We start from the raw sequence: 18,496 nt of genomic DNA on the forward strand, positions 1-18,496 counted from the left end.
TCACACCATGACGCCACAAGAACTCAAAACCACCATGTCGCGGGGCCTGCTGTCGTTCCCGCTGACCGACTTCGACGCCCAGGGCGACTTCAACGCCCGCGCCTACGCCGAGCGGCTGGAATGGCTTGCGCCCTATGGCGCGAGCGCGCTGTTCGCCGCCGGCGGCACGGGCGAGTACTTCTCGCTCGCCGGCAGCGAGTACGGCCGCATCATCCAGACCGCCGTTGACACCTGCCGCGGCAAGGTGCCCATCATTGCCGGCGCCGGCGGCCCCACGCGCCACGCCATTGCGCACGCGCAGGAAGCCGAGCGCCTGGGCGCACAGGGCGTGCTGCTGCTGCCGCACTACCTCACCGAAGCCAGCCAGGAGGGCCTGATCGCGCACGTGGAGCAGGTGTGCAGGAGCGTGAAGTTCGGCGTGATCGTCTACAACCGCAACGTCTGCAAGCTCACGCCCGACTCGCTCGCGACCCTGGCAGAGCGCTGCCCCAACCTGATCGGCTTCAAGGACGGCGTAGGCGACATCGAGCTGATGATGTCGATCTACCTGAAGATGGGTGAGCGCTTCGCCTACCTGGGCGGCCTGCCCACGGCCGAGGTGTACGCCGCCGCGTACAAGGCACTGGGCACGCCGGTGTATTCGTCGGCGGTGTTCAACTTCATCCCCAAGACCGCGATGGCCTTCTACGAAGCCGTGCGCACCGACGACCAAGCCACGCAGCACCGCCTGCTCAAGAGCTTCTTCATGCCCTACCTGGACATCCGCAACAAGGGCGCGGGCTATGCGGTGAGCATCGTGAAGGCTGGCGCGCAGCTGGTGGGCCATGGTGCGGGCCCGGTGCGCGCGCCGCTGACCGACCTCAAGCCCGCCGAAGTGGAGCAGCTCGACCGGCTGATCCGCGCGCTCGGCCCACAATGAGGGCATGAGCCCCTCCACACCGTTCCCGCATCTGCTCGACCCCGCCCGCTTTGAAGGCGAGGTGGACGGCCGCCCCACCGCCCTCTTCCTGCTGCGCAATGCGCGCGGCATGGTGGTGGCCATCACCAACCTGGGCGCCAAGGTGCTGCAGATCGTGGTGCCCGACCGCCACGGCGCACTGGCCGACGTGGCCCTGGGCTACGACGACCTGCCCGGCGTGATCGGCGGCTCGCCGTCCATGGGCGCCTTCGTCGGCCGCTACGCCGGTCGCATCGGCGGCGCGCGCTTCACGCTGGACGGGCGCGAACATGTGCTGGACGCCAACGCCGGCCCGCACTGCATCCACGGCGGCCCTCGCGGCGCGCGCCACCGCGTGTTCGACGCCACGCAGACCGACGCCCACACGCTGCAGCTGCGCCACATCTTCCGCAGCGAGGAAGACCGCTTCCCGGGCACGCTGGCGCTGGCACTGAGCTACCGGCTCGACGACGACAACGCGCTGGTGATCGAACACACCGCCACCGCGCTCGACGAACCCGGCCCGGCCAGCTTCACCAGCCACATCTACTTCAACCTGGACGGCGTGGGTGAGGGGTCCAACATTCACCGCCACGTGCTGCAGGTGCCGCACGCCAGCGAGGTGCTGGCCACCGGGGCCGACGGCATCGCCACCGGCGCCACCGTGCCACTGGACGGCCACGTGCACGACCTGCGCCAGCCCCGGCGCCTGGGCGATCTGCCCGACATCGACCTGAGCTACCCGCTGGACGGCGCGGCCACCGACACCGCGCGCCTGTGCGCCCGCCTGCACAGCGAGGCCAGCGGCCGCACGCTGGACGTGTGGACCACCGAACCTCTGCTGCAGGTTTACACCGCCGGCCAGCTCGGCGTGGCCGCAAAGCCCGACGTGGGCAAGCGCGGCGTGCGCCACCGCCCGCGCGCGGCGGTGTGCCTGGAACCCCAGTGGTTTCCCAACGCGCCCAACTGCCCGGCTTTGCCGCAGAACGTGGTGGCACCCGGGCGGCCCTACCGGGCCACCACGGTCTACCGCTTCGGCGTGGAGGGCTGAGGCGCCAGGCCCCCGTTCAGGGCGCGAAGGTCATGGAGTCGCGCCGGCACTCCGGCGGCTCGCCGTAGCCGGCCCCCCGCACCGTGCCCTCCTGCGTCAGCTCCACCTGGAACCAGCGACAGAACGGGTTTTCATACCGGTAACTCCAGATCTCGCCGCGCGCACGGCCCAGCCCCTGCACCTCACCCGCGCGGCCCAGGCGGCGGCGCACTGCGTCCGCGCTCATCTCCGGGTTGATCTGCGCAAAATTCTGCTCGGTCAGCACCTGCTCGGTGCGCACCGCACGGCCTGTAGCGTCCACGTCCACAAACCAGGTGTGCAGGCCATACGGCCCACGCGGGTACTCCAGCCGCGTGCCACCCCCGTCCAGCGTGCGCCGCGTCTCCGGCGGCCCCATCCGCGCCACGATCTGGTCCGCAGACGCTCCCGACACGCTGGCCGGCGGCGCATAGCCGCTGCAGGCGGTCAACACAACGGCCAGACTGGCCAGGCAACAAGCAGCTGCTGCACGCATGGGAAAGCTCCTGAGGGAAAGTTGGGCGGGTTGGAAGGGCTTGAGTTTCGATGAAATTCGGCGAGGCGAGTTCCGGCCGGTGATCGGGTAGTTAGGGACCGATTTTCGACCTCTGGTCGTTGCCTGGAAGCGCAGACGCTGAAGAGGTACGGCGTTTGGCATTCAATTGTTGTTGTTGCGCGGATTGCGCGCTCGACCGACTGTTCTGCAGCGGTTGCGGTCTCTCGTCGCCAACGGCAGAAAACACGCTCACCGGCAGCTAGCGGTCACTAGCCGCGGAGATCTAGAGCCCACGAGCGTCCCCTTAGAGAGGAGCCGCCACCTTGACCGAGACAAATACGTAGCTCAAGAACCTGGCAGCAAAAAGTCCGTAATCTGCTTTCCTGCCGTAATGGCGTCATTGAGCCACTTCGGGCGCCGCCCCTTGCCGTGCCATGTATTCCCCGCTTGGTCGGCGTACTTGGCTACACCTGCGCGCATAGCCTTCGTTGCGGTCTGGACAGCGCGGAAGTCCACTTGGGGCGTGGCATCGATTCCGACAATGCGCAAGAAGAGAGCAGGCTCAGCAGACTGAAGTTCTAGAGCTCTTGCTTCGATGAGACGAATCAAGCCATCGAAGTCCAGCTTCCCGCCCGCCGGGTTGTCCCACTGCTTCTTGCCCTGGAGCACGATGACGAAAAAACCAATCTTGGAGTTCGGAGCCTGCAAGTACTGCCTCTTCAACTGCTCGTCGAGCGCCACGAGGTAGTCCGGAACAGTCCAGCGCGCGGACATCTTGAGTTCCACCGTGGCACGAAGCTCGCCTAGTTGGCACAGGACATCGCGCCGTGTCGCCGCGGGAAGAATTGGCTCCAAGGCCACCCCGTAACGCCCACCGCTGGCATGGTTCAGCTCGCTTCCCAGAAGCGCTTGGAAGTCCTCTTCGAGTGCGATCCCTTCGGTGTTGGTCTTAATGTGCTTCATGACCACCAAGTTAAAAAGCCGCCTCAAGCTGAACTCGCCGTGTTCGATGTCTCGCTTCACCGCGAGCAAGTCGTTGTGCACTGCTTGCGCAAAGGCAATGAATCCGGTTACGGGTGGAGCAAAGTCACGCTCGAACTTGGGGTAGTCCCTCTGCGCCACCGGTGGAACGAAGGCCTCTTCCTCACGCATCTGGAACTGCAAGCGCCGGATGTACTTCGCACGCACGCCAGTGCTCTTCTTCCGAAGCGCATCGAGCACCTCGTAGGCGCCCTGCGATCTGGCACTCGCTATTGCGGGAAGGATCGAATCTCGGAGACTTTGAGCATTATCTCGAGCTCCCACGAAGTAGGCGCGTCCATCCTCGTGCTTGAGGTCATCCTGTTCTTGAACGACCGTGATCACCCATTCGTAGAGCGCCGCGAGCGTATTGAGCCCGTCTTTGCCACGCTGTGCAGCTTCGCGTAGGCGAGACTGTCGGTCTTAGCCAATATACGCGGCCAAGTCGAACATGAACTCTTCCGCGGCGTGGCTCTCTGCGTCACGCCAGCCTTCCCACATCACACCGAATGTGGCCGGATGGCGGAGCAGCCAAAGCAGTCCCCAAACAACAGCGTTTCCCCGAAGGCGAGTCATCTCCTTGGTACGCGCCTCAAGCTCAGTGCGCGTCGCCTGTTCCTCAGAATTACTAGGTGGGGTCAGCGAACTTAAATCGGGCAGGACGCTCCGGAAGGCAGCCGGAATACGGGACCAGGCCGCGGCCTCAAAAGTGTCTTGATCAGCTCCGCCCCCATGCGACAAGGCACATGCAAGAGCGGATTCGAGAGCGTACGAATCGACCCGAGCGGAGCCCGTAGCGTAGGCCCACGCTGGCGCGCTGAGTGCTTGCTGCACGAACTGAGGCGCCTCCGTCAGATGCCGAATCAAGGCGTCCGCTTTGTCTGCAGACACCGCACCGGCTCCAGCCGCCGCCAGCACGCGTTCGAACTCTTCAGCAGCTACGACCTCGTGTGTGCGAACGACAGGCCAGAACCACTTCGGATAGCCGTTGATTTCAAATCGAGCATAGGTAAGCGCCTGACGCACCTCGGCGTCGGAGAGCTTGGGCAACGCGGTGCCGTCCCCTAGGTCCAGATGCAGACCCTGAAGTCCTGCAACAGTAGAGTAGTAGGTGGAATTGGCCTCGGGTTCCTTGAACTCCGGCGCTCGCCGGCGCCAGATGGCGCTGAGTCCAAGACGGGCCGCGGTGGCGAGCGGCTCACCGGCTGCTCGCTCGAACATGGAAAAGTCGCACTCCCCATAGCGAGAGTTGCGATTGGTCTGGCTCAGCCATCTGGCAATCCACGCAAGCGCCTTGATGTTCGTGCCATCTCGCACGCCGTCAACTTGTGTCAGCAGAGTTGCCTTCGAGGTCTCGTCGAGTTCTAGCGTCTCCTTTCGGGCCTTCTTAGACTTTGAGGTCGTCGCGTGGGCTTGGCCGTTGGCCGCCAACGTGCTCACGAGCTCGGAAAGCCCTGGCTCGGCGAGAGCCTCAACGTCACCGTCGCGCCACGGCGAATACAACCCGAAAGAGCAAAACGTCCTCCAAATTCCGTCAGCAGTACGGTCACTAAGCGCAATGATGGACTGAAGCAGACGCTGTCGGACATCCGAGGAAGACTTCAACGCGTTCTGGAGCTCAGCTTGGTTGCCTCCGGCGAAGTGAAATTTTCCGTTAGCCTTGTAGTAACTCAGGCAAAGCGCTGCGGCACGGTCAACGGTAAGCGCCGAACTGCGAACGACGATCGCAATCAACTCTTGAACAACCTCGGCAAAGTTGTACAGGCGTTCACCGTATGCGTCTCCCGTAGCCTCGAGGTGCTGCACCATCCGCGATAGCAACTCTTCAGCCAAGCTCGCGAGCTGATCGGCGCTTGCAGAGTCCGCAACCTCATGCGTGAGGGCCCAGCTCAGGTTGAAGCCGCCGCCTTTGCGCAAATACCATTTGGCTGCTAGCTCTGCAATGGTTTTGGCGTCCAAGTACTTCCATGCCAAATCACTCAGAAGTAGCTGCAGTGTCCGTTCTTCGAGCTGCGAGTTCGCCTTTGCGGCGGCGACCAGCGCCAGCGAGTCGTCATCTCTGCCAAGAGACATCAGATAGACGAGTTCTGCAGAATGCTCCAACAGCATTCCGTAGTCGTTGTTGTGCTCCGAAAGCACTTTGGTACGGAGGACCTCCAGTCGTGCGTACGTCGCGATGTCGAGAAGTGCGATTCGTGCGTGCCAGTTCGCGCCGACTCGGTCGTAGAGCTCAGAAATCGTCGGCTCAATCCCTGGCTTGGCAGCCTGCCAGTAGTTCTCCGCAGTGAGCGTGAATTGGTTTCGGCCTAGCGAATCACCCAAGACGTCCAAACGCGCGAGGCTTCCTTCGATGGCGGCGGCGGCATCGGCCAGAGAAATTTGCGGGCTTCGCAAATCTCCGAAGAACGCCACAGCTTGCGGCTCCACCTCAAGGAGTTCATGCCGGCAGTGCACGTTGAAAGTTGCAAGCCAACCCGCAAGCGTTAGATAGGCTCGATGGACACCGCATTCGCCAGTGGCCGACCGCCAAGACAGAGCGGAGATGAGCCTTCGTGAGTCCTCCGGAGACCGGGCCAAGGACGACAGCCGCTTGGCCGCAAGATATGGCAACAGCTGCTCGGGATAAAGCTTGACCTGATGCTGTCCGGAGTCGATGAACAGTCGCGAACCCAGCAGATATGCCAGCGACTTTTCGGAGATCAGCGAGCCAACTAGGGGCCGGCAGGACAGCACACCGTCTCGCGTCCTGAGTGCATCCGACGCAAGTTCCATGTTCGGCAACTGGCAGACCGAAGAGGCCGCTGCAAGTTTCGCCACGGCCTCTTCAAGGCTCTCGGGGGACGGACGACCAACTAGTTCTTCGCGGGGGTCAGTGCGCTGCTGGGCCTGAACAGCCACCACCATGCGCTCGAAGATATCGGTGAGGTCGCGAGGAGGGTTTTCGACAGGGTCGACGTAGGCTAGTACGTCGAGGCTTCCAGGGCCGGCAGCCAGCTCAGCAAGGCCAAAACCGTAGGCTGATTGGAGCATCGCCTTGGGGTCGGCGACCCTATGTTGCTTCTCAAGGTACAGCCTGGCGGCGCGGCTGGACAGGGGCAGCAGTCCGTAGACCTTGAGATGCTCCTTCTCCACCGTATTCGCCTTGACAGTTCTGCTGGCGTCAAACGCCGCCAGTCCAACCGCGGGGACGTCGGTGCTCTCGGCTTCCTCAGGCGATTCAACAGGCGAGTCGTTCTCCATCTCGCCAACATAGAGGGTTGCGCCGAGTTCGCTTTGAACGATGTCCAATACCGCCAGTGTGAGCGTAGCAGGACGAGAAGAGAGCACCCAGCTGATGTCTGCGCCCAACCGACGCACAGCCTTAACCACCCTACGAAGTGCTGATTGGAGGCCGGCATCTCGGCTCAATACGGTCTCGTCCAGCGAATCGACGAACATGAAGAGCCGTTCGTCAGACCTATCCTTCCAAGAGGTGAACGCTGTGAACTCGGCCGCGTCCAGCGCGACTTCAAAGTCGGATTCCTCAAGGAGCCGATGGAGCGGCACGAATACAGCATGACGGCCCTCCTCTCGCAGGCGCTTTGCGCAAGCCCTCAGCTCCATTGTCTTGCCGAAGTTGGCGCGAGCGGTAACGAGCGAATACCTGCCTTCGAGCACCTGCCGCCAGTCGAGGCGCTTCCGGCCCATGGCATCGACCACCAAAAGCTCCTCGACCGAGTACTCTGTCAGGAGCCCAAAACGTCGTTCTAGGTCGAGATAGGCAGTCATGCGGCGTCAGCTCAGTCGAGTTCTCTTTGACTATCCTCGGTCAGGACGAGTTTGGGGATCGCAGTTTGCTCATCGAGTATGCCCGCTTTGACTATCGAGTCGTTCCGAAGCAGTCATCGGCCGGAGAATCCGCCACGCTGATGCTCGGACGTCTGCTATCCGAAGGGGCGCGCACCATTGGCGACGTCCGTCAACTGAATGCTCTCCGCGAAAGCGGCCGTTCGAGCCACCGCAACGACTGACTCAGTTCAGTCTGAACCCGACTCCCCCACTCACCCCAACAAAGCCTCAATCCCCCCATCCGGCTCAAACCGCTGGTTGCGGTGCACCAGCCGCGTGGGCCCGTCCCACACGCGCTGGGGGATGCTGTGCCGGGGGTCGCCGGGGTAGCAGATCACGCGGTGGCCTTGTTCGTCGAAGGGTTCGGGGGCGATCAGTGCGGGGGGGCGGCTGCGGGCGGTGGCCAGCACCTGGGCCACGTCGGCCAGGCGGGCGAGCTGGCACAGGCTCATGATCTGGGGCGGTGCCAGGTCGATCTCGCCGGCCCAGTAGCGCTGCAGGCCCGTGCGCGGCGCGAGCCACACGGCTTCTGTGGCTTCGCGTTCGCAGTGCACCACTTCCTGGCCGGCGGGTGCCACGGCGACGAAGAAGCGCGTGTCGAAGCGCTTGTTGGTGACGGAGGGCACGCGCGGCGTGACCCAGCGCGACCAGGGCACGACGCAGGCGGTGTTCAGCACCAGGCCGAGTGCGGGCAGCGCCGCCGCGAACGGGGTGCCGGCGGCGGTGGCTTCGCGCACGCGGTCGGCCAGCCCGGGCTGATGGGTGTGGCCCAGCAGCAGGGCGCATTCTTCAAACGTTTCGCGCAGCGCGGCCACGTGCAGGCCGAGGGCGGTGGGTGCGTCCAGGCCCGGCTCGCCCAGGTGGTGCAGGCAGTCCGCGGCGGGGCGGTCCAGTGCGGCGGGTTCGGCCAGGCGGTCGGCCGCGTCGAGCTTGCCGCCGGGGAACACGTGCACGCCACCGAGCACACCCGAGTTGCCGTGCCGGCGCACCAGCAGCACCTCCAGGCCATCGGGCCCGTCGCGCGTCACCATCACCGTGGCGGACGCCACGGGCGGGGTGAGCACTTCCTCTGAATTGATTGCGATGGCCATGGCGCTGGATTGTCGCCGCGCCCGCCCCTGTGGCGCGTCGCGGCGGGCTCACCGGGGCGCCCTCAGGTTCTGTTGACCGACACGCCGCCGTCCACCTGCATGGCGGTGCCGGTCACGAAGCTGGACGCGCTGGACGCGAGGAAGAGCACGGCCTGCGCGATTTCCTCGGGGGTGGCCATGCGCTTGAGTGCGTGCAGGCCTTCCACAAAGGCCAGCACCTGGGGCGTTGCGCCCGGGGCGTTGGTGATGCTGGCGGGGGTGTCGGTGCCGCCGGGCAGCACCGCGTTGACACGGATGCCCTTGCTGCCCAGCTCGGTGGCCAGCGCCTTCACGAGGCCGATCTGCCCCGCCTTGCTTGCGGCATAGGCGGCCATTTCGGGCATGCCGGCGGTGTGGCCCACGAAGGACGAGGTGAAGATCAACGAGCCGCCGCCCCGCTCGATCATGGCCGGCACCTGGTGCTTGGCGCCGAGGAAGGCGCTGGTGAGGTTGGTGTCCAGCACCTCGTGCCAATCGTCGAGTCCGATGTCGCCAATGGCGCCGATCTTTCCGACCATGCCCGCGTTGTTGAAGGCGATGTCCAGGCCGCCAAACTCGGTGACAGCCACGTCCACCAGCCGCCGGGCAAGCTCTTCGTCGCCAATGTCGCCCGCCACGGCCTGGGCTTGTCCGCCCAGGCGTTCGATCTCGCTGACCAGCGCGTCAAGCTCCTCGCGACGGCGCGCGGACACGACGAGCCTGGCGCCCTCGCTGGCCATCAGCAGAGACGTGGCGCGGCCGATACCCGAACTGGCCCCCGTGACGATGGCGACCTTGTTCAACAGACTCTTCATGCAAATGGCTCCAGTGATTGAAAGAGCCTGGAGTCTGCGCGGCGGGTGGCGCGCTGTCGCGCCAGTTTCGGACCTGTGATTGCACAGGGCGGTCGTGCTGTTCCCTCAGGCCGCTGGCGCGTCCCAGCCACCACCCAGCGCGCGGATGAGCCGCACCGTGGCCTGCTGCTGCGCGGCTTCCACGCGCTGCACCTGGCGGCGGTTGAACAGTTCGTTGCGGCGCGCGTCCAGCAGTTCGAGCTGGCTCACCAGGCCGTTGCGGTAGCGCGTTTCAGAGATCGCGCTGGCGCGTTGCGCCGCGCTCACCGCGCGGCCCTGGGCTTGCGACTGGTCCTGCAGCAGCCGCAGGGCGGAGAGCTGGTCTTCCACCTCGCGGAAGGCGTTGAGCACCTGGCCCCGGTAGCTGGCGGCGGCGGCGTCCAGCTGCGCCTGGGCGCCCTGCACGCCGGCCTCGCGCCGGCCGCCGTCGAACAGCGGCAGGGACATCAGCGCACCCACGCCCCAGGCGCGCGCCGACCACTTGAACAGGTCGCCGATGTCGGGCGAGGCATAACCCGCCGCCGCGGTGAGCGACACGCTGGGGAACCACGCGGCCTGGGCCACGCCCAAGCGGGCCTGCGCGGCCAGCAATGAGGCCTGGGCGGCGGCCATGTCAGGCCGGCGCGCGAGCACCGTGCCGGGCACGCCGGCCGGGATCACCGGCAAGGCGCGCGGGCCGGTGGCTGGCGCGAGCGTGAAGGCCGAGGCCGGTTCGCCCACCAGCACGGCCAGCGCGTGTTCCAGCTCGGCGCGGCTGCGGCTGAGCGCGAACACCTCGGCCTCGGTGGCGGCCAGTTCGGTCTGGATGCGGATCACGTCGAGCTCGGCCACGTCACCCGCGTCAAAGCGGCGCTGCGTGAGGCGCAGGGTGTCGGCGTAGGCGGTGGCGGTGTCCTGCACCAGCGCGCGTTCGTTGTCCGCGGCGCGCAGGGCCAGGTAGGTCTGGGCCACCTCGGCCTGCACCAGCAGGCGCGTGCTTTGCAGCAGCGCCTCGCGCGATTGCGCGTCGAGTTCGGCCGCGTCGCGCACGCGCGCCAGCCGCCCGAACAGGTCCACCTCGTACGACAGGTTTACGCCGGCCTGCAGCAGCGTGGCTGGTGTGGCACCGTTGGCGGTGTTGGCACCCGCACCGCGCGAGGCGTCAGCCCCCACGCCGATCTGCGGCGCGCGATCGGCCTGCGCACCACGCACCAGCGAGCGCGCCTGGGCCAGGCGGGCGGCGGCTTCCTGGATGCTGGTGTTGCGGGCACCGGCGCGTTCGGCCAGGTCGTCGAGCACGGGGTCGTTGAAGGCCTTCCACCAGGTGCCGCGGCTTTGCGCCTCGGCGGGCCGGGCAATGATCCAGTGCTCGTTCTGGCGGGGCTGTTCCTTGAACTGGGGCGGCGTGTCCACCCCGCCCGGCAGCGGGGGCAGCGCGGTGGCGCAGCCGGCCAGCACCAGGGCGGCGGTGAGCGGCAGCAGTCGGTTGAGCAGCGTTGTCATGGCAATGTCTTTCAATGGGTCAGCGGCGCCGCGGGCACGGCGCGGGCACTGCCGCCACCGCCACCGGCGAAGCCTTCGAAGTGAGGAATCGCGCCGTGCTGGCGCAGCGGGCGGTTGCCCGTGAGCTGGCGCAGCAGCACGTAGAACACCGGCGTGAGGAACAGGCCGAACGCGGTCACGCCGATCATTCCGGCGAACACGGCCACGCCCATGGCCGAGCGCATCTCGGCGCCGGCGCCGGTGGCCAGCACCAGCGGCAGCACACCCATGACGAAAGCCAGCGAGGTCATGAGGATGGGGCGCAGGCGCAGGCGGCTGGCCTCGATGGCGGCCTGCACCGGAGTGCGGCCGGCAAATTCCAGCTCGCGCGCGAACTCCACGATCAGGATCGCGTTCTTCGCCGACAGCCCCACCAGCACCATCAGCCCGATCTGCGTGAACACGTTGTTGTCGCCGCTGTTCAGCCACACGCCCGTCATGGCCGCAAGCAGGCCCATGGGCACGATCAGGATGATGGACAGCGGCAGCGTGAGGCTTTCGTACTGCGCGGCCAGCACCAGGAACACCAGCAGGATGGCCAGCGGGAACACCCACATCGCCGAGTTGCCGGCCAGGATCTCCTGGTAGGTGAGCTCGGTCCACTCGAAGCCGATGCCCGAGGGCAGCGTTTCGGCGGCGATGCGCTCGATGGCGTCCTGCGCCTGGCCGGACGAGAAGCCCGGTGCGGGGCCGCCGTTGATGTCGGCCGTGAGGTAGCCGTTGTAGCGCATGGCGCGTTCGGGGCCGAAGCTGGAGTTGACCTTCATCAGCGCCGACAGCGGCACCATCTCGCCCGTGTTCGAACGCACCTTGAGCAGGCCCACGTCTTCGGCGCGGGCGCGGTAGGGCGCGTCGGCCTGGGCGCGCACGCTGTAGGTGCGGCCGAAGCGGTTGAAGTCGTTCACGTACAGGCTGCCCAGGTAGATCTGCATGGTGTCGAAGATCTCCGTCACCGGCACGCCGAGCTGGCGCGCCTTGGTGCGGTCGATGTCGGCGTAGAGCTGCGGCACGTTGACCTGCCAGCTCGTGAACATGCCGGCGAGCTCGGGCGTCTGGTACGCCTTGGCCATGAAGGCTTTCACCGCCGCGTCCATGGCCTCGTAGCCGAGCGATGCCTTGTCTTCCAGCTGCAGCTTGAAGCCGCCCGTGGTGCCCAGGCCCGCCACCGGCGGCGGCGGGAACATGACCACGAAGGCGTCCTGGATCTCGCCATAGGCCTGGTTGAGCTGGGCCGCCACGGCACCCCCGCTCTGGTCGGCGCGGGTGCGCTCGGCAAAGGGCTTGAGCGTGGCGAACACGATGCCCGCGTTGGAGCTGTTGGTGAAGCCGTTGATGGACAGGCCGGGGAAGGCGATGGCGTCTTCCACGTTGGGGTTGCGCATGGTGATTTCGCCCATGCGCTGGATCACCTCGTCCGTGCGGTCCAGCGTGGCGCCGTCGGGCAGCTGCGCGAAGCCGATCAGGTACTGCTTGTCCTGCGCGGGCACGAAACCGCTGGGCACGGCCTTGAACAGGCCGACCGTGAGGGCGGCGAGCGCGAGATAGAGCACCATCATCAGCGCCTTGCGGCCGACGACGCGGCGCACGCCACCGCTGTACGACTCGGCGCCGCGGTGGAACAGGCGGTTGAAGCCACGGAAGAAGCCGCCGAACACACGGTCCATGCCGCGCGTGAGCGCGTCCTTCGGTTCGTGGTGGCCCTTGAGCAGCAGGGCCGCCAGAGCGGGCGAGAGCGTGAGCGAGTTGATGGCCGAGATGACCGTGCTGATCGCGATGGTGACCGCGAACTGCTTGTAGAACTGGCCGGTGAGGCCGCTGATGAACGCCAGCGGCACGAACACCGCCACCAGCACCAGGGCGATGGCGATGATGGGGCCGGACACCTCCTTCATCGCGCGGTAGGTGGCCTCGCGCGGGCTCAGCCCCGCCTCGATGTTGCGTTCCACGTTCTCCACCACCACGATGGCGTCGTCCACCACGATGCCGATGGCCAGCACCAGGCCGAACAGCGACAGCGCGTTGATGGACAAGCCCAGCAGGTGCAGCACCGCGAAGGTGCCCACCACCGAGACCGGCACGGCCAGCAGCGGGATGATGGACGCGCGCCAGGTCTGCAGGAACAGGATCACCACCAGCACCACCAGCGCAATGGCTTCGAGCAGGGTGGTGATGACCGAATCGATGGAGGCGCGCACGAACTGCGTGGGGTCGTAGGCGATGCGGTATTCCACGCCTTCGGGCATGTGCTGCTGCAGCTCGGCCATGGTGGCGCGCACCTGGGCCGAAATCTCCAGCGCGTTGGAGCCCGGTGCCTGGAACACGCCCATGCCCACGGCGGGTTTGTTGTTCAGCAGCGAACGCAGCGAATAGTCGGCCGCGCCCATCTCCAGCCGGGCGATGTCGCGCAGCCGGGTGATGGCGCCGTCGGCGCCGGTCTTGACGATGATGTCGCCGAACTCTTCTTCGGTCTGCAGGCGGCCCTGCGTGTTGACGGAGAGCTGCAGGTCCACGCCGGGCAGGCCGGGCGATGCGCCCACCACGCCGGCGGCGGCCTGCACGTTCTGGCCGCGGATGGCGGCCACCACGTCGCCGGCCGAGAGGCCGCGCTGCGCCACCTTCTGCGGGTCCAGCCAGACGCGCATGGAATAGTCGCCACCACCAAACACCTGCACCTGGCCCACGCCTTCGATGCGCGCCAGTCGGTCCTTCACGTTCAACACCGCGTAGTTGCGCAGGTAGTTGATGTCGTAGCGGTCGTTCGGCGAGACCAGGTGCACCACCATCGTGATGTCGGGCGAGCTTTTCACCGTGGTCACGCCCAGGCGGCGCACCTCTTCGGGCAGGCGCGGCTCGGCCTGCGAGACGCGGTTCTGCACCAGCTGCTGCGCCTTGTCCGGGTCGGTGCCGAGGCGGAAGGTGACGGTGAGCGTCATCACGCCGTCGGTGGTGGCCTGGCTGCCCATGTAGAGCATGCCTTCGACGCCGTTGATGGATTCCTCCAGCGGCGTGGCCACGGTTTCGGCGATGACCTTGGGGTTGGCGCCCGGGTACTGGGCGCGCACCACCACCGAGGGCGGCACCACCTCGGGGTACTCGGAGATGGGCAGGCCGCGCAGGGCGACCAGGCCGGCGATCAGGATCAGCAGCGAGAGCACGCCCGCGAAGATCGGCCGGTCGATGAAGAATTTCGAGAGATTCATGGTGTTCTTTTCATTCGCGACTTTTGTTCATTCGTTCGCGGAGATCAGGAGCCGGCCACGGTCACCGCGGGTGTCGCGGCGCGCGCATTCATGGGCACGACCTGCGGCTGCACCACGTCACCCGGGCGCACGCGCTGCAGGCCGTTGACGACGATGCGCTCGCCCGGCTGCAGGCCACTGAGCACGGTGCGCAGGCCGTCGACGGAGCCACCCAGCGTGACCTCGCGGTAGGCGGTCTTGTCGCCCTCGCCCACCACCAGCACGTACTTCTTGTCCTGGTCGGTGCCGACGGCGCGTTCGCTCACCAGCAGGGAGCGCGCGGTCTGCGGCTGGCCCATGCGGATGCGCGCGAACTGCCCGGGCATGAGGCTGCCGTCCGGGTTGTCGAACACGGCGCGCACGCGCACCGTGCCGCTGCGCGGGTCGACCTGGTTGTCGATGAGCTGCAGCGTGCCGGTGTAGGGCGTGTCGCTCGTGGCGGCGGTGCCCATCTGCACCGGAATGCGCTCGACCGCGGTGCGCGCGCCACCGCCCGCCAGGCCCTTGAGCGCGCGGGTCACGGTGGCTTCATCGGCGTCGAAGCTGGCGTAGATCGGGCTGACCGACACCAGCGTGGCGAGCACGGGCGCGCCCGGCCCGGCGGCGATCAGGTTGCCCACCGTCACCTCCAGCTGGCCAATGCGCCCGGCCACCGGCGCGCGCACCTGGGTGTAGCCCAGGTTCAGGCGGCTGCTCTGCAACTGGGCCTGCGCGGCCTGCAGGTTGGCCTCGGCTTCGCGCAGGGCGCTTTCGCGGTCGTCGAGCTCGCGCTGGGCAATGGCCTTGTCGTCCCAGAGCCGGCGGGCACGGGCCTGCTCGTTGCGGGCGTGGGTGACGCGCGCCTGCGCCGCGGCGGTCTGCGCCTGGGCGCGCGCCACTTCGGCTTCATACGGTGCGGGGTCGATCGAGACCAGCAGCTGGCCCTTGCGCACCAGCGCACCTTCGCGGAAGTGCGTGGCCTGCACCACGCCGGCCACACGCGAACGGATCTCCACCCGCTCGACCGCTTCGAGCCGGCCCGAGAACTCGTCCCAGGCGGCGACTTCGGTTTCGGTCACGGTGGCCACGGACACCGGCATGGGTGGCGGTGCGCTGGGCGCGGCGCTGGCCTGCGCGGGGGTGGATTCCTGCATGAGCAGGACCACGGCCACGGTGATGGTGGCGAGTGCGGCGGCGGTGGGCCACCAGATGCGGCGCTGGGAGGTGGGCAGTCGGGGCATGGTTGTTCCTTTGTGAGGGCGAACGAGGCCGCCCCCGGTGGGTGACCGGGGTGGGCGTTTCAGGGGTGGAGAGAAAAGGGAAAGGGGCGCGCGCCGTCAGGACGGCGGCGGGTGCGGCCGGGTCGCCGCATGGAAGAAGGCGCTGACGCGTTCGCGCACTTCACCGGCGCACGGACAGTCGCCTGCGGGCTGCTCGTTCAGCGCATCGGGCCAGCCGGTGGCGGGCTGCAGCACGCCGCCGTGCACGGCGATGCCGGCCGCGCGCAGGCGTTCGGCATAGGCCAGCGCCTCGTCGCGCATGGGGTCGTCGGCACCGGTCAGGATCAGCGTGGGCGGCAGGCCGGCCAGGCGCTGCGCGAGCGCCGGCACGGCGTAGGGGTGCTCGGCGTCCATCGGGCCGCGCAGGTACTGCTGCCAGCCGTCGATCCATTTGCAGCAGGTGGCCTCGCCCATGTTCTGCCGCAGCGAAGCCGTGGCGCTGCACGGGTTCAGCATGGGCGCGACCAGGATCTGGCCGGCCAGCGGCGGGTGGGTGCGGTCGCGCACCATCATGGCCACGGCCGCGGCGATGTTGCCGCCGGCTTCCTCACCCGCCACGAACAGCGGCGCGTCCTTGCCGGCCAGGCGGGTGCGCTGCTTGTACAACCATTCCAGCGCCGTGTAGCCGGCCTCCACCGCGTCCGGGAAACGGTGCGCGGGCGCCAGCGGATAGGCCAGCGAAGCCACCACCGCGCCCGAACCGGCCAGCAGCTCGGCCAGGCAGGCACCGCTGTCGAGGTCGCCCGAGACGAAGGCGCCGCCGTGGAAGTGCAGCACCAGCGGCACCGTGTGGCCACGCGGCTTGCTGCCCCACACGCGCAGGGTCTGCGCGGGCGTGCCCGGCACCGACAGCGTCTGCGTCGGGGCCGATGGGGCGGCGATGGCGGTGGCGGTAGTTGAAACCATGGGCTGAACTATAGGCATACCTTCTTTGCGGATAAAGCCACCTGCAACCCATTGTCTGTTTCCATTGCAGGAACAATCCGCCCACAAAACAAACAGCACATCAAGGACAGAGGGAATGGACCAGATCCAGTCGATACGGGTTTTTGCGCGGGTGGTGGAAGCCGGCACCTTCACCAAGGCGGCGGAGTCGCTGGACCTGCCCAAGGGCACGGTGACCAAGCTGGTGCAGCACCTGGAATCGCGCCTGAAGGTCAAGCTGCTCAACCGCACCACGCGGCGCGTGACCGTCACGCCCGATGGCGCGGCCTACTACGAGCGCACCGTGCGCGTGCTCAACGACCTGGACGACATCGAGGCCAGCATGACCAACGCGCAGGCCAGCCCGAGCGGGCGCCTGCGGGTGGACGTAGGCACCTCGGTGGCGCGCGAGGTCATCATCCCCGCGCTGAGCGACTTCTACGAGCGCTTCCCCGACATCCAGCTCGACCTGGGCGTGACCGACCGCTCGGTGGACCTGATCGCCGACAACGTGGACTGCGTGATTCGTGGCGGCGAACTGCTGGACCAGTCGCTCGTGGCCCGGCGCGTGGCCAACCTGACGCTGATGACGGTGGCCTCACCGGCCTACATTCAGGCGCACGGCACACCTACCCACCCCGAGGAGCTGGAGACCGGGCACACGATGGTCAACTACTTATCCACCCGCAACGGCAGACCCTATGCGAACGCCTTCGAGAAGGACGGCCAGACCGTGGAGGTCGCAGGCCGCTACCGGCTCTCGGTGAACGAGAGCAATGCGATGGCGGCCGCGGCACTGGCGGGGCTGGGCATTGCGCGCATGCCGGCGTTCACGGCCATGCCGCTGATCGAACGCGGCGAACTGGTGCGGGTGTTGCCCGACTGGAAGGGCGAGACGATCCCGCTGTACGTGGTGTACCCGCCCAACCGCCACCTCAGCGCCAAGGTGCGCGCCTTCGTCGAATGGGTCGCCGACCTGTTTGCCCGGCACCCGCAGATGTCGCGGTGAGGGCCGCTGCGGCGGGGTGGTTCATACAACCCGCGCGGCCTTCAGCCTTTCAAGCTCCGCGGCATCCACGCCCAGCCGGCCATAGACGGCCGCGTTGTCCTGCCCGGTGGCGGGCCCCACGCCCGGCAGCCGCGGCACGCGGCCCACGAAACGCGGCACCACGGCGGGGGCCGGGATCGAGCCCAGTTCGGGATCGGGCAACTCGATGAACGCGTCGCGCGCCTGGAAGTGCGGGTCCTGCACGGCGTCGGCAATCGAGTACACCTTGCTGAAGGGCACGTCGGCAGCGGTCAGGCGCTCGGACAGGGCGGCCAGGGGCTCGCTGGCGCACCAGGCGGCCACGATGGCGTCGATGGCGGCCAGGTTGCGCGTGCGCTCCACATTGGTCTGGAAGCACGGGTCGCGGGCCAGCGCGGGGCGTCCCATGGCCTGGCACAGGCGGGCAAAGATCGGGTCCGACGACCCCACCAGGGTGATCCAGGCGCCGTCGGCGGTCTGGTAGACGTTCGAGGGCGCGGTGTAGCCGGCGCGCGAGCCGGTGCGCTCGCGCGACGCGCCCGAGAACCGGTATTCGGCGGCCAGCGGGTCCAGCACCCGCAGCAGGGCTTCGGTGGCGGACAGGTCGATCTCCACACCCTTCTGCTCGTGCGGCGGCTTCGCATTGCGCTCGGCCAGTGCCGTGGCGATGGCGAACGCACCGAACAGGCCCGCGATGGCATCGCCCAGCGGGTAGTTCATGTGCTGCGGCGGGCCGTCGGCTTCGCCTGTGAGGTGGGCAAAACCGCTCATGGCCTCGAAGATGCGCGCAAAGCCGGGCTTGCGCGCGGAAGGGCCGGTCTGGCCGAAGCCGGTGAGCCGCAACACGATCAGGCGCGGGTTGCGTTCGTGCAGCGTCGCCAGGTCCAGCCCCCAGCTGTCGAGCGTGCCGGTGCGGAAGTTCTCCACCAGCACGTCGAAGTCCGCGATGAGCTTGAGGAAGAGATCGCGCCCCGCGTCCTGGCGCACGTCGAGCGAGATGCCCTGCTTGCCCCGGTTGGCCGTCTTCCAGAACAGGGCATGCCCTTCGTGCACCGGTGCCAGACCGCGCAGGGCGTCATTGCCCTGCGGCAGTTCCAGTTTCACCACCTCGGCGCCCATGTCGCCGCACAGCGTGGCGGCAAACGGCGCGGCGAGCACCGTGGCCATGTCCAGGATGCGCACGCCTTGCAGCGGATAGCCTTGTGCCTTCATG

At 67.3% G+C, this 18,496-nt stretch carries 13 protein-coding genes; 3 read left to right on the forward strand and 10 right to left on the reverse strand.

The window, feature by feature from the left end; translation table 11 throughout:
- The first annotated feature begins 7 nt into the window (after positions 1 to 7).
- Together kdgD and AB7P10_RS02215 are read left to right on the forward strand one after the other, a co-directional pair.
- Entirely contained in the window at positions 8 to 919 is a 912-nt protein-coding gene (kdgD, locus tag AB7P10_RS02210) for a 5-dehydro-4-deoxyglucarate dehydratase (protein WP_428292211.1), read from the forward strand.
- 4 nt (positions 920 to 923) lie between these two features.
- Positions 924 to 1,988: an aldose epimerase family protein gene (locus AB7P10_RS02215; RefSeq protein ID WP_428292212.1), complete on the forward strand. Its 1,065-nt coding sequence runs from the start codon at positions 924 to 926 to the stop codon at positions 1,986 to 1,988.
- A 16-nt stretch (positions 1,989 to 2,004) separates the two neighbouring features.
- Here AB7P10_RS02215 and AB7P10_RS02220 read toward each other — a convergent pair whose 3' ends face one another.
- The 9 genes from AB7P10_RS02220 to AB7P10_RS02260 form a co-directional block, all read right to left on the reverse strand.
- Positions 2,005 to 2,502 carry a hypothetical protein gene (locus AB7P10_RS02220; protein WP_428292213.1) on the reverse strand — a complete coding sequence of 166 codons (498 nt, stop codon included), beginning with the start codon at positions 2,500 to 2,502 and terminating at the stop codon, positions 2,005 to 2,007.
- A gap of 345 nt (positions 2,503 to 2,847) precedes the next feature.
- A complete protein-coding gene (locus AB7P10_RS02225; RefSeq protein WP_428292214.1) occupies positions 2,848 to 3,867 on the reverse strand; it encodes an H-NS family nucleoid-associated regulatory protein in 1,020 nt (339 codons plus the stop codon).
- 78 nt (positions 3,868 to 3,945) lie between these two features.
- Entirely contained in the window at positions 3,946 to 7,290 is a 3,345-nt protein-coding gene (locus AB7P10_RS02230) for a hypothetical protein (RefSeq protein WP_428292215.1), read from the reverse strand.
- A gap of 272 nt (positions 7,291 to 7,562) precedes the next feature.
- On the reverse strand, positions 7,563 to 8,441 hold the full coding sequence (locus tag AB7P10_RS02235; RefSeq protein WP_428292216.1) for an NUDIX hydrolase: 879 nt from the start codon (positions 8,439 to 8,441) through the stop codon (positions 7,563 to 7,565).
- A gap of 62 nt (positions 8,442 to 8,503) precedes the next feature.
- Positions 8,504 to 9,274: an SDR family oxidoreductase gene (locus tag AB7P10_RS02240; RefSeq protein WP_428292217.1), complete on the reverse strand. Its 771-nt coding sequence runs from the start codon at positions 9,272 to 9,274 to the stop codon at positions 8,504 to 8,506.
- A gap of 105 nt (positions 9,275 to 9,379) precedes the next feature.
- Positions 9,380 to 10,795 carry an efflux transporter outer membrane subunit gene (locus tag AB7P10_RS02245; protein ID WP_428292218.1) on the reverse strand — a complete coding sequence of 472 codons (1,416 nt, stop codon included), beginning with the start codon at positions 10,793 to 10,795 and terminating at the stop codon, positions 9,380 to 9,382.
- 11 nt (positions 10,796 to 10,806) lie between these two features.
- Positions 10,807 to 14,034, reverse strand: coding sequence for an efflux RND transporter permease subunit (locus AB7P10_RS02250; RefSeq protein ID WP_428292219.1), 3,228 nt, complete (start codon positions 14,032 to 14,034; stop codon positions 10,807 to 10,809).
- Between the two features lie 44 nt (positions 14,035 to 14,078).
- The gene (locus AB7P10_RS02255) at positions 14,079 to 15,293 is read right to left on the reverse strand and encodes an efflux RND transporter periplasmic adaptor subunit (protein WP_428292220.1); all 1,215 of its coding nucleotides are present in this window, start codon (positions 15,291 to 15,293) and stop codon (positions 14,079 to 14,081) included.
- A 96-nt stretch (positions 15,294 to 15,389) separates the two neighbouring features.
- Positions 15,390 to 16,238, reverse strand: coding sequence for an alpha/beta hydrolase (locus AB7P10_RS02260; protein ID WP_428292221.1), 849 nt, complete (start codon positions 16,236 to 16,238; stop codon positions 15,390 to 15,392).
- 115 nt (positions 16,239 to 16,353) lie between these two features.
- Here AB7P10_RS02260 and AB7P10_RS02265 point away from each other — a divergent pair, with 115 nt between their 5' ends.
- Entirely contained in the window at positions 16,354 to 17,265 is a 912-nt protein-coding gene (locus tag AB7P10_RS02265) for a LysR family transcriptional regulator (protein WP_428292222.1), read from the forward strand.
- A gap of 21 nt (positions 17,266 to 17,286) precedes the next feature.
- Here the strand turns inward: AB7P10_RS02265 and AB7P10_RS02270 are convergent, their stop codons facing one another.
- On the reverse strand, positions 17,287 to 18,495 hold the full coding sequence (locus AB7P10_RS02270; RefSeq protein ID WP_428292223.1) for a CaiB/BaiF CoA transferase family protein: 1,209 nt from the start codon (positions 18,493 to 18,495) through the stop codon (positions 17,287 to 17,289).
- Position 18,496: the final 1 nt, after the last annotated feature.

The sequence above is a fragment of the Hydrogenophaga sp. genome, from assembly GCF_050182545.1.
Lineage (GTDB): Bacteria > Pseudomonadota > Gammaproteobacteria > Burkholderiales > Burkholderiaceae_C > Hydrogenophaga.

Coding starts and splice junctions, on each gene's coding strand:
- AB7P10_RS02215 (WP_428292212.1), top strand. CDS start 924: ATGAGCCCCTCCACACCGTTCCCGCATCTGCTCGACCCCGCCCGCTTT.
- kdgD (WP_428292211.1), top strand. CDS start 8: ATGACGCCACAAGAACTCAAAACCACCATGTCGCGGGGCCTGCTGTCG.
- AB7P10_RS02220 (WP_428292213.1), bottom strand. CDS start 2,502: ATGCGTGCAGCAGCTGCTTGTTGCCTGGCCAGTCTGGCCGTTGTGTTG.
- AB7P10_RS02235 (WP_428292216.1), bottom strand. CDS start 8,441: ATGGCCATCGCAATCAATTCAGAGGAAGTGCTCACCCCGCCCGTGGCG.
- AB7P10_RS02265 (WP_428292222.1), top strand. CDS start 16,354: ATGGACCAGATCCAGTCGATACGGGTTTTTGCGCGGGTGGTGGAAGCC.
- AB7P10_RS02240 (WP_428292217.1), bottom strand. CDS start 9,274: ATGAAGAGTCTGTTGAACAAGGTCGCCATCGTCACGGGGGCCAGTTCG.
- AB7P10_RS02250 (WP_428292219.1), bottom strand. CDS start 14,034: ATGAATCTCTCGAAATTCTTCATCGACCGGCCGATCTTCGCGGGCGTG.
- AB7P10_RS02260 (WP_428292221.1), bottom strand. CDS start 16,238: ATGGTTTCAACTACCGCCACCGCCATCGCCGCCCCATCGGCCCCGACG.
- AB7P10_RS02270 (WP_428292223.1), bottom strand. CDS start 18,495: ATGAAGGCACAAGGCTATCCGCTGCAAGGCGTGCGCATCCTGGACATG.
- AB7P10_RS02245 (WP_428292218.1), bottom strand. CDS start 10,795: ATGACAACGCTGCTCAACCGACTGCTGCCGCTCACCGCCGCCCTGGTG.
- AB7P10_RS02255 (WP_428292220.1), bottom strand. CDS start 15,293: ATGCCCCGACTGCCCACCTCCCAGCGCCGCATCTGGTGGCCCACCGCC.
- AB7P10_RS02230 (WP_428292215.1), bottom strand. CDS start 7,290: ATGACTGCCTATCTCGACCTAGAACGACGTTTTGGGCTCCTGACAGAG.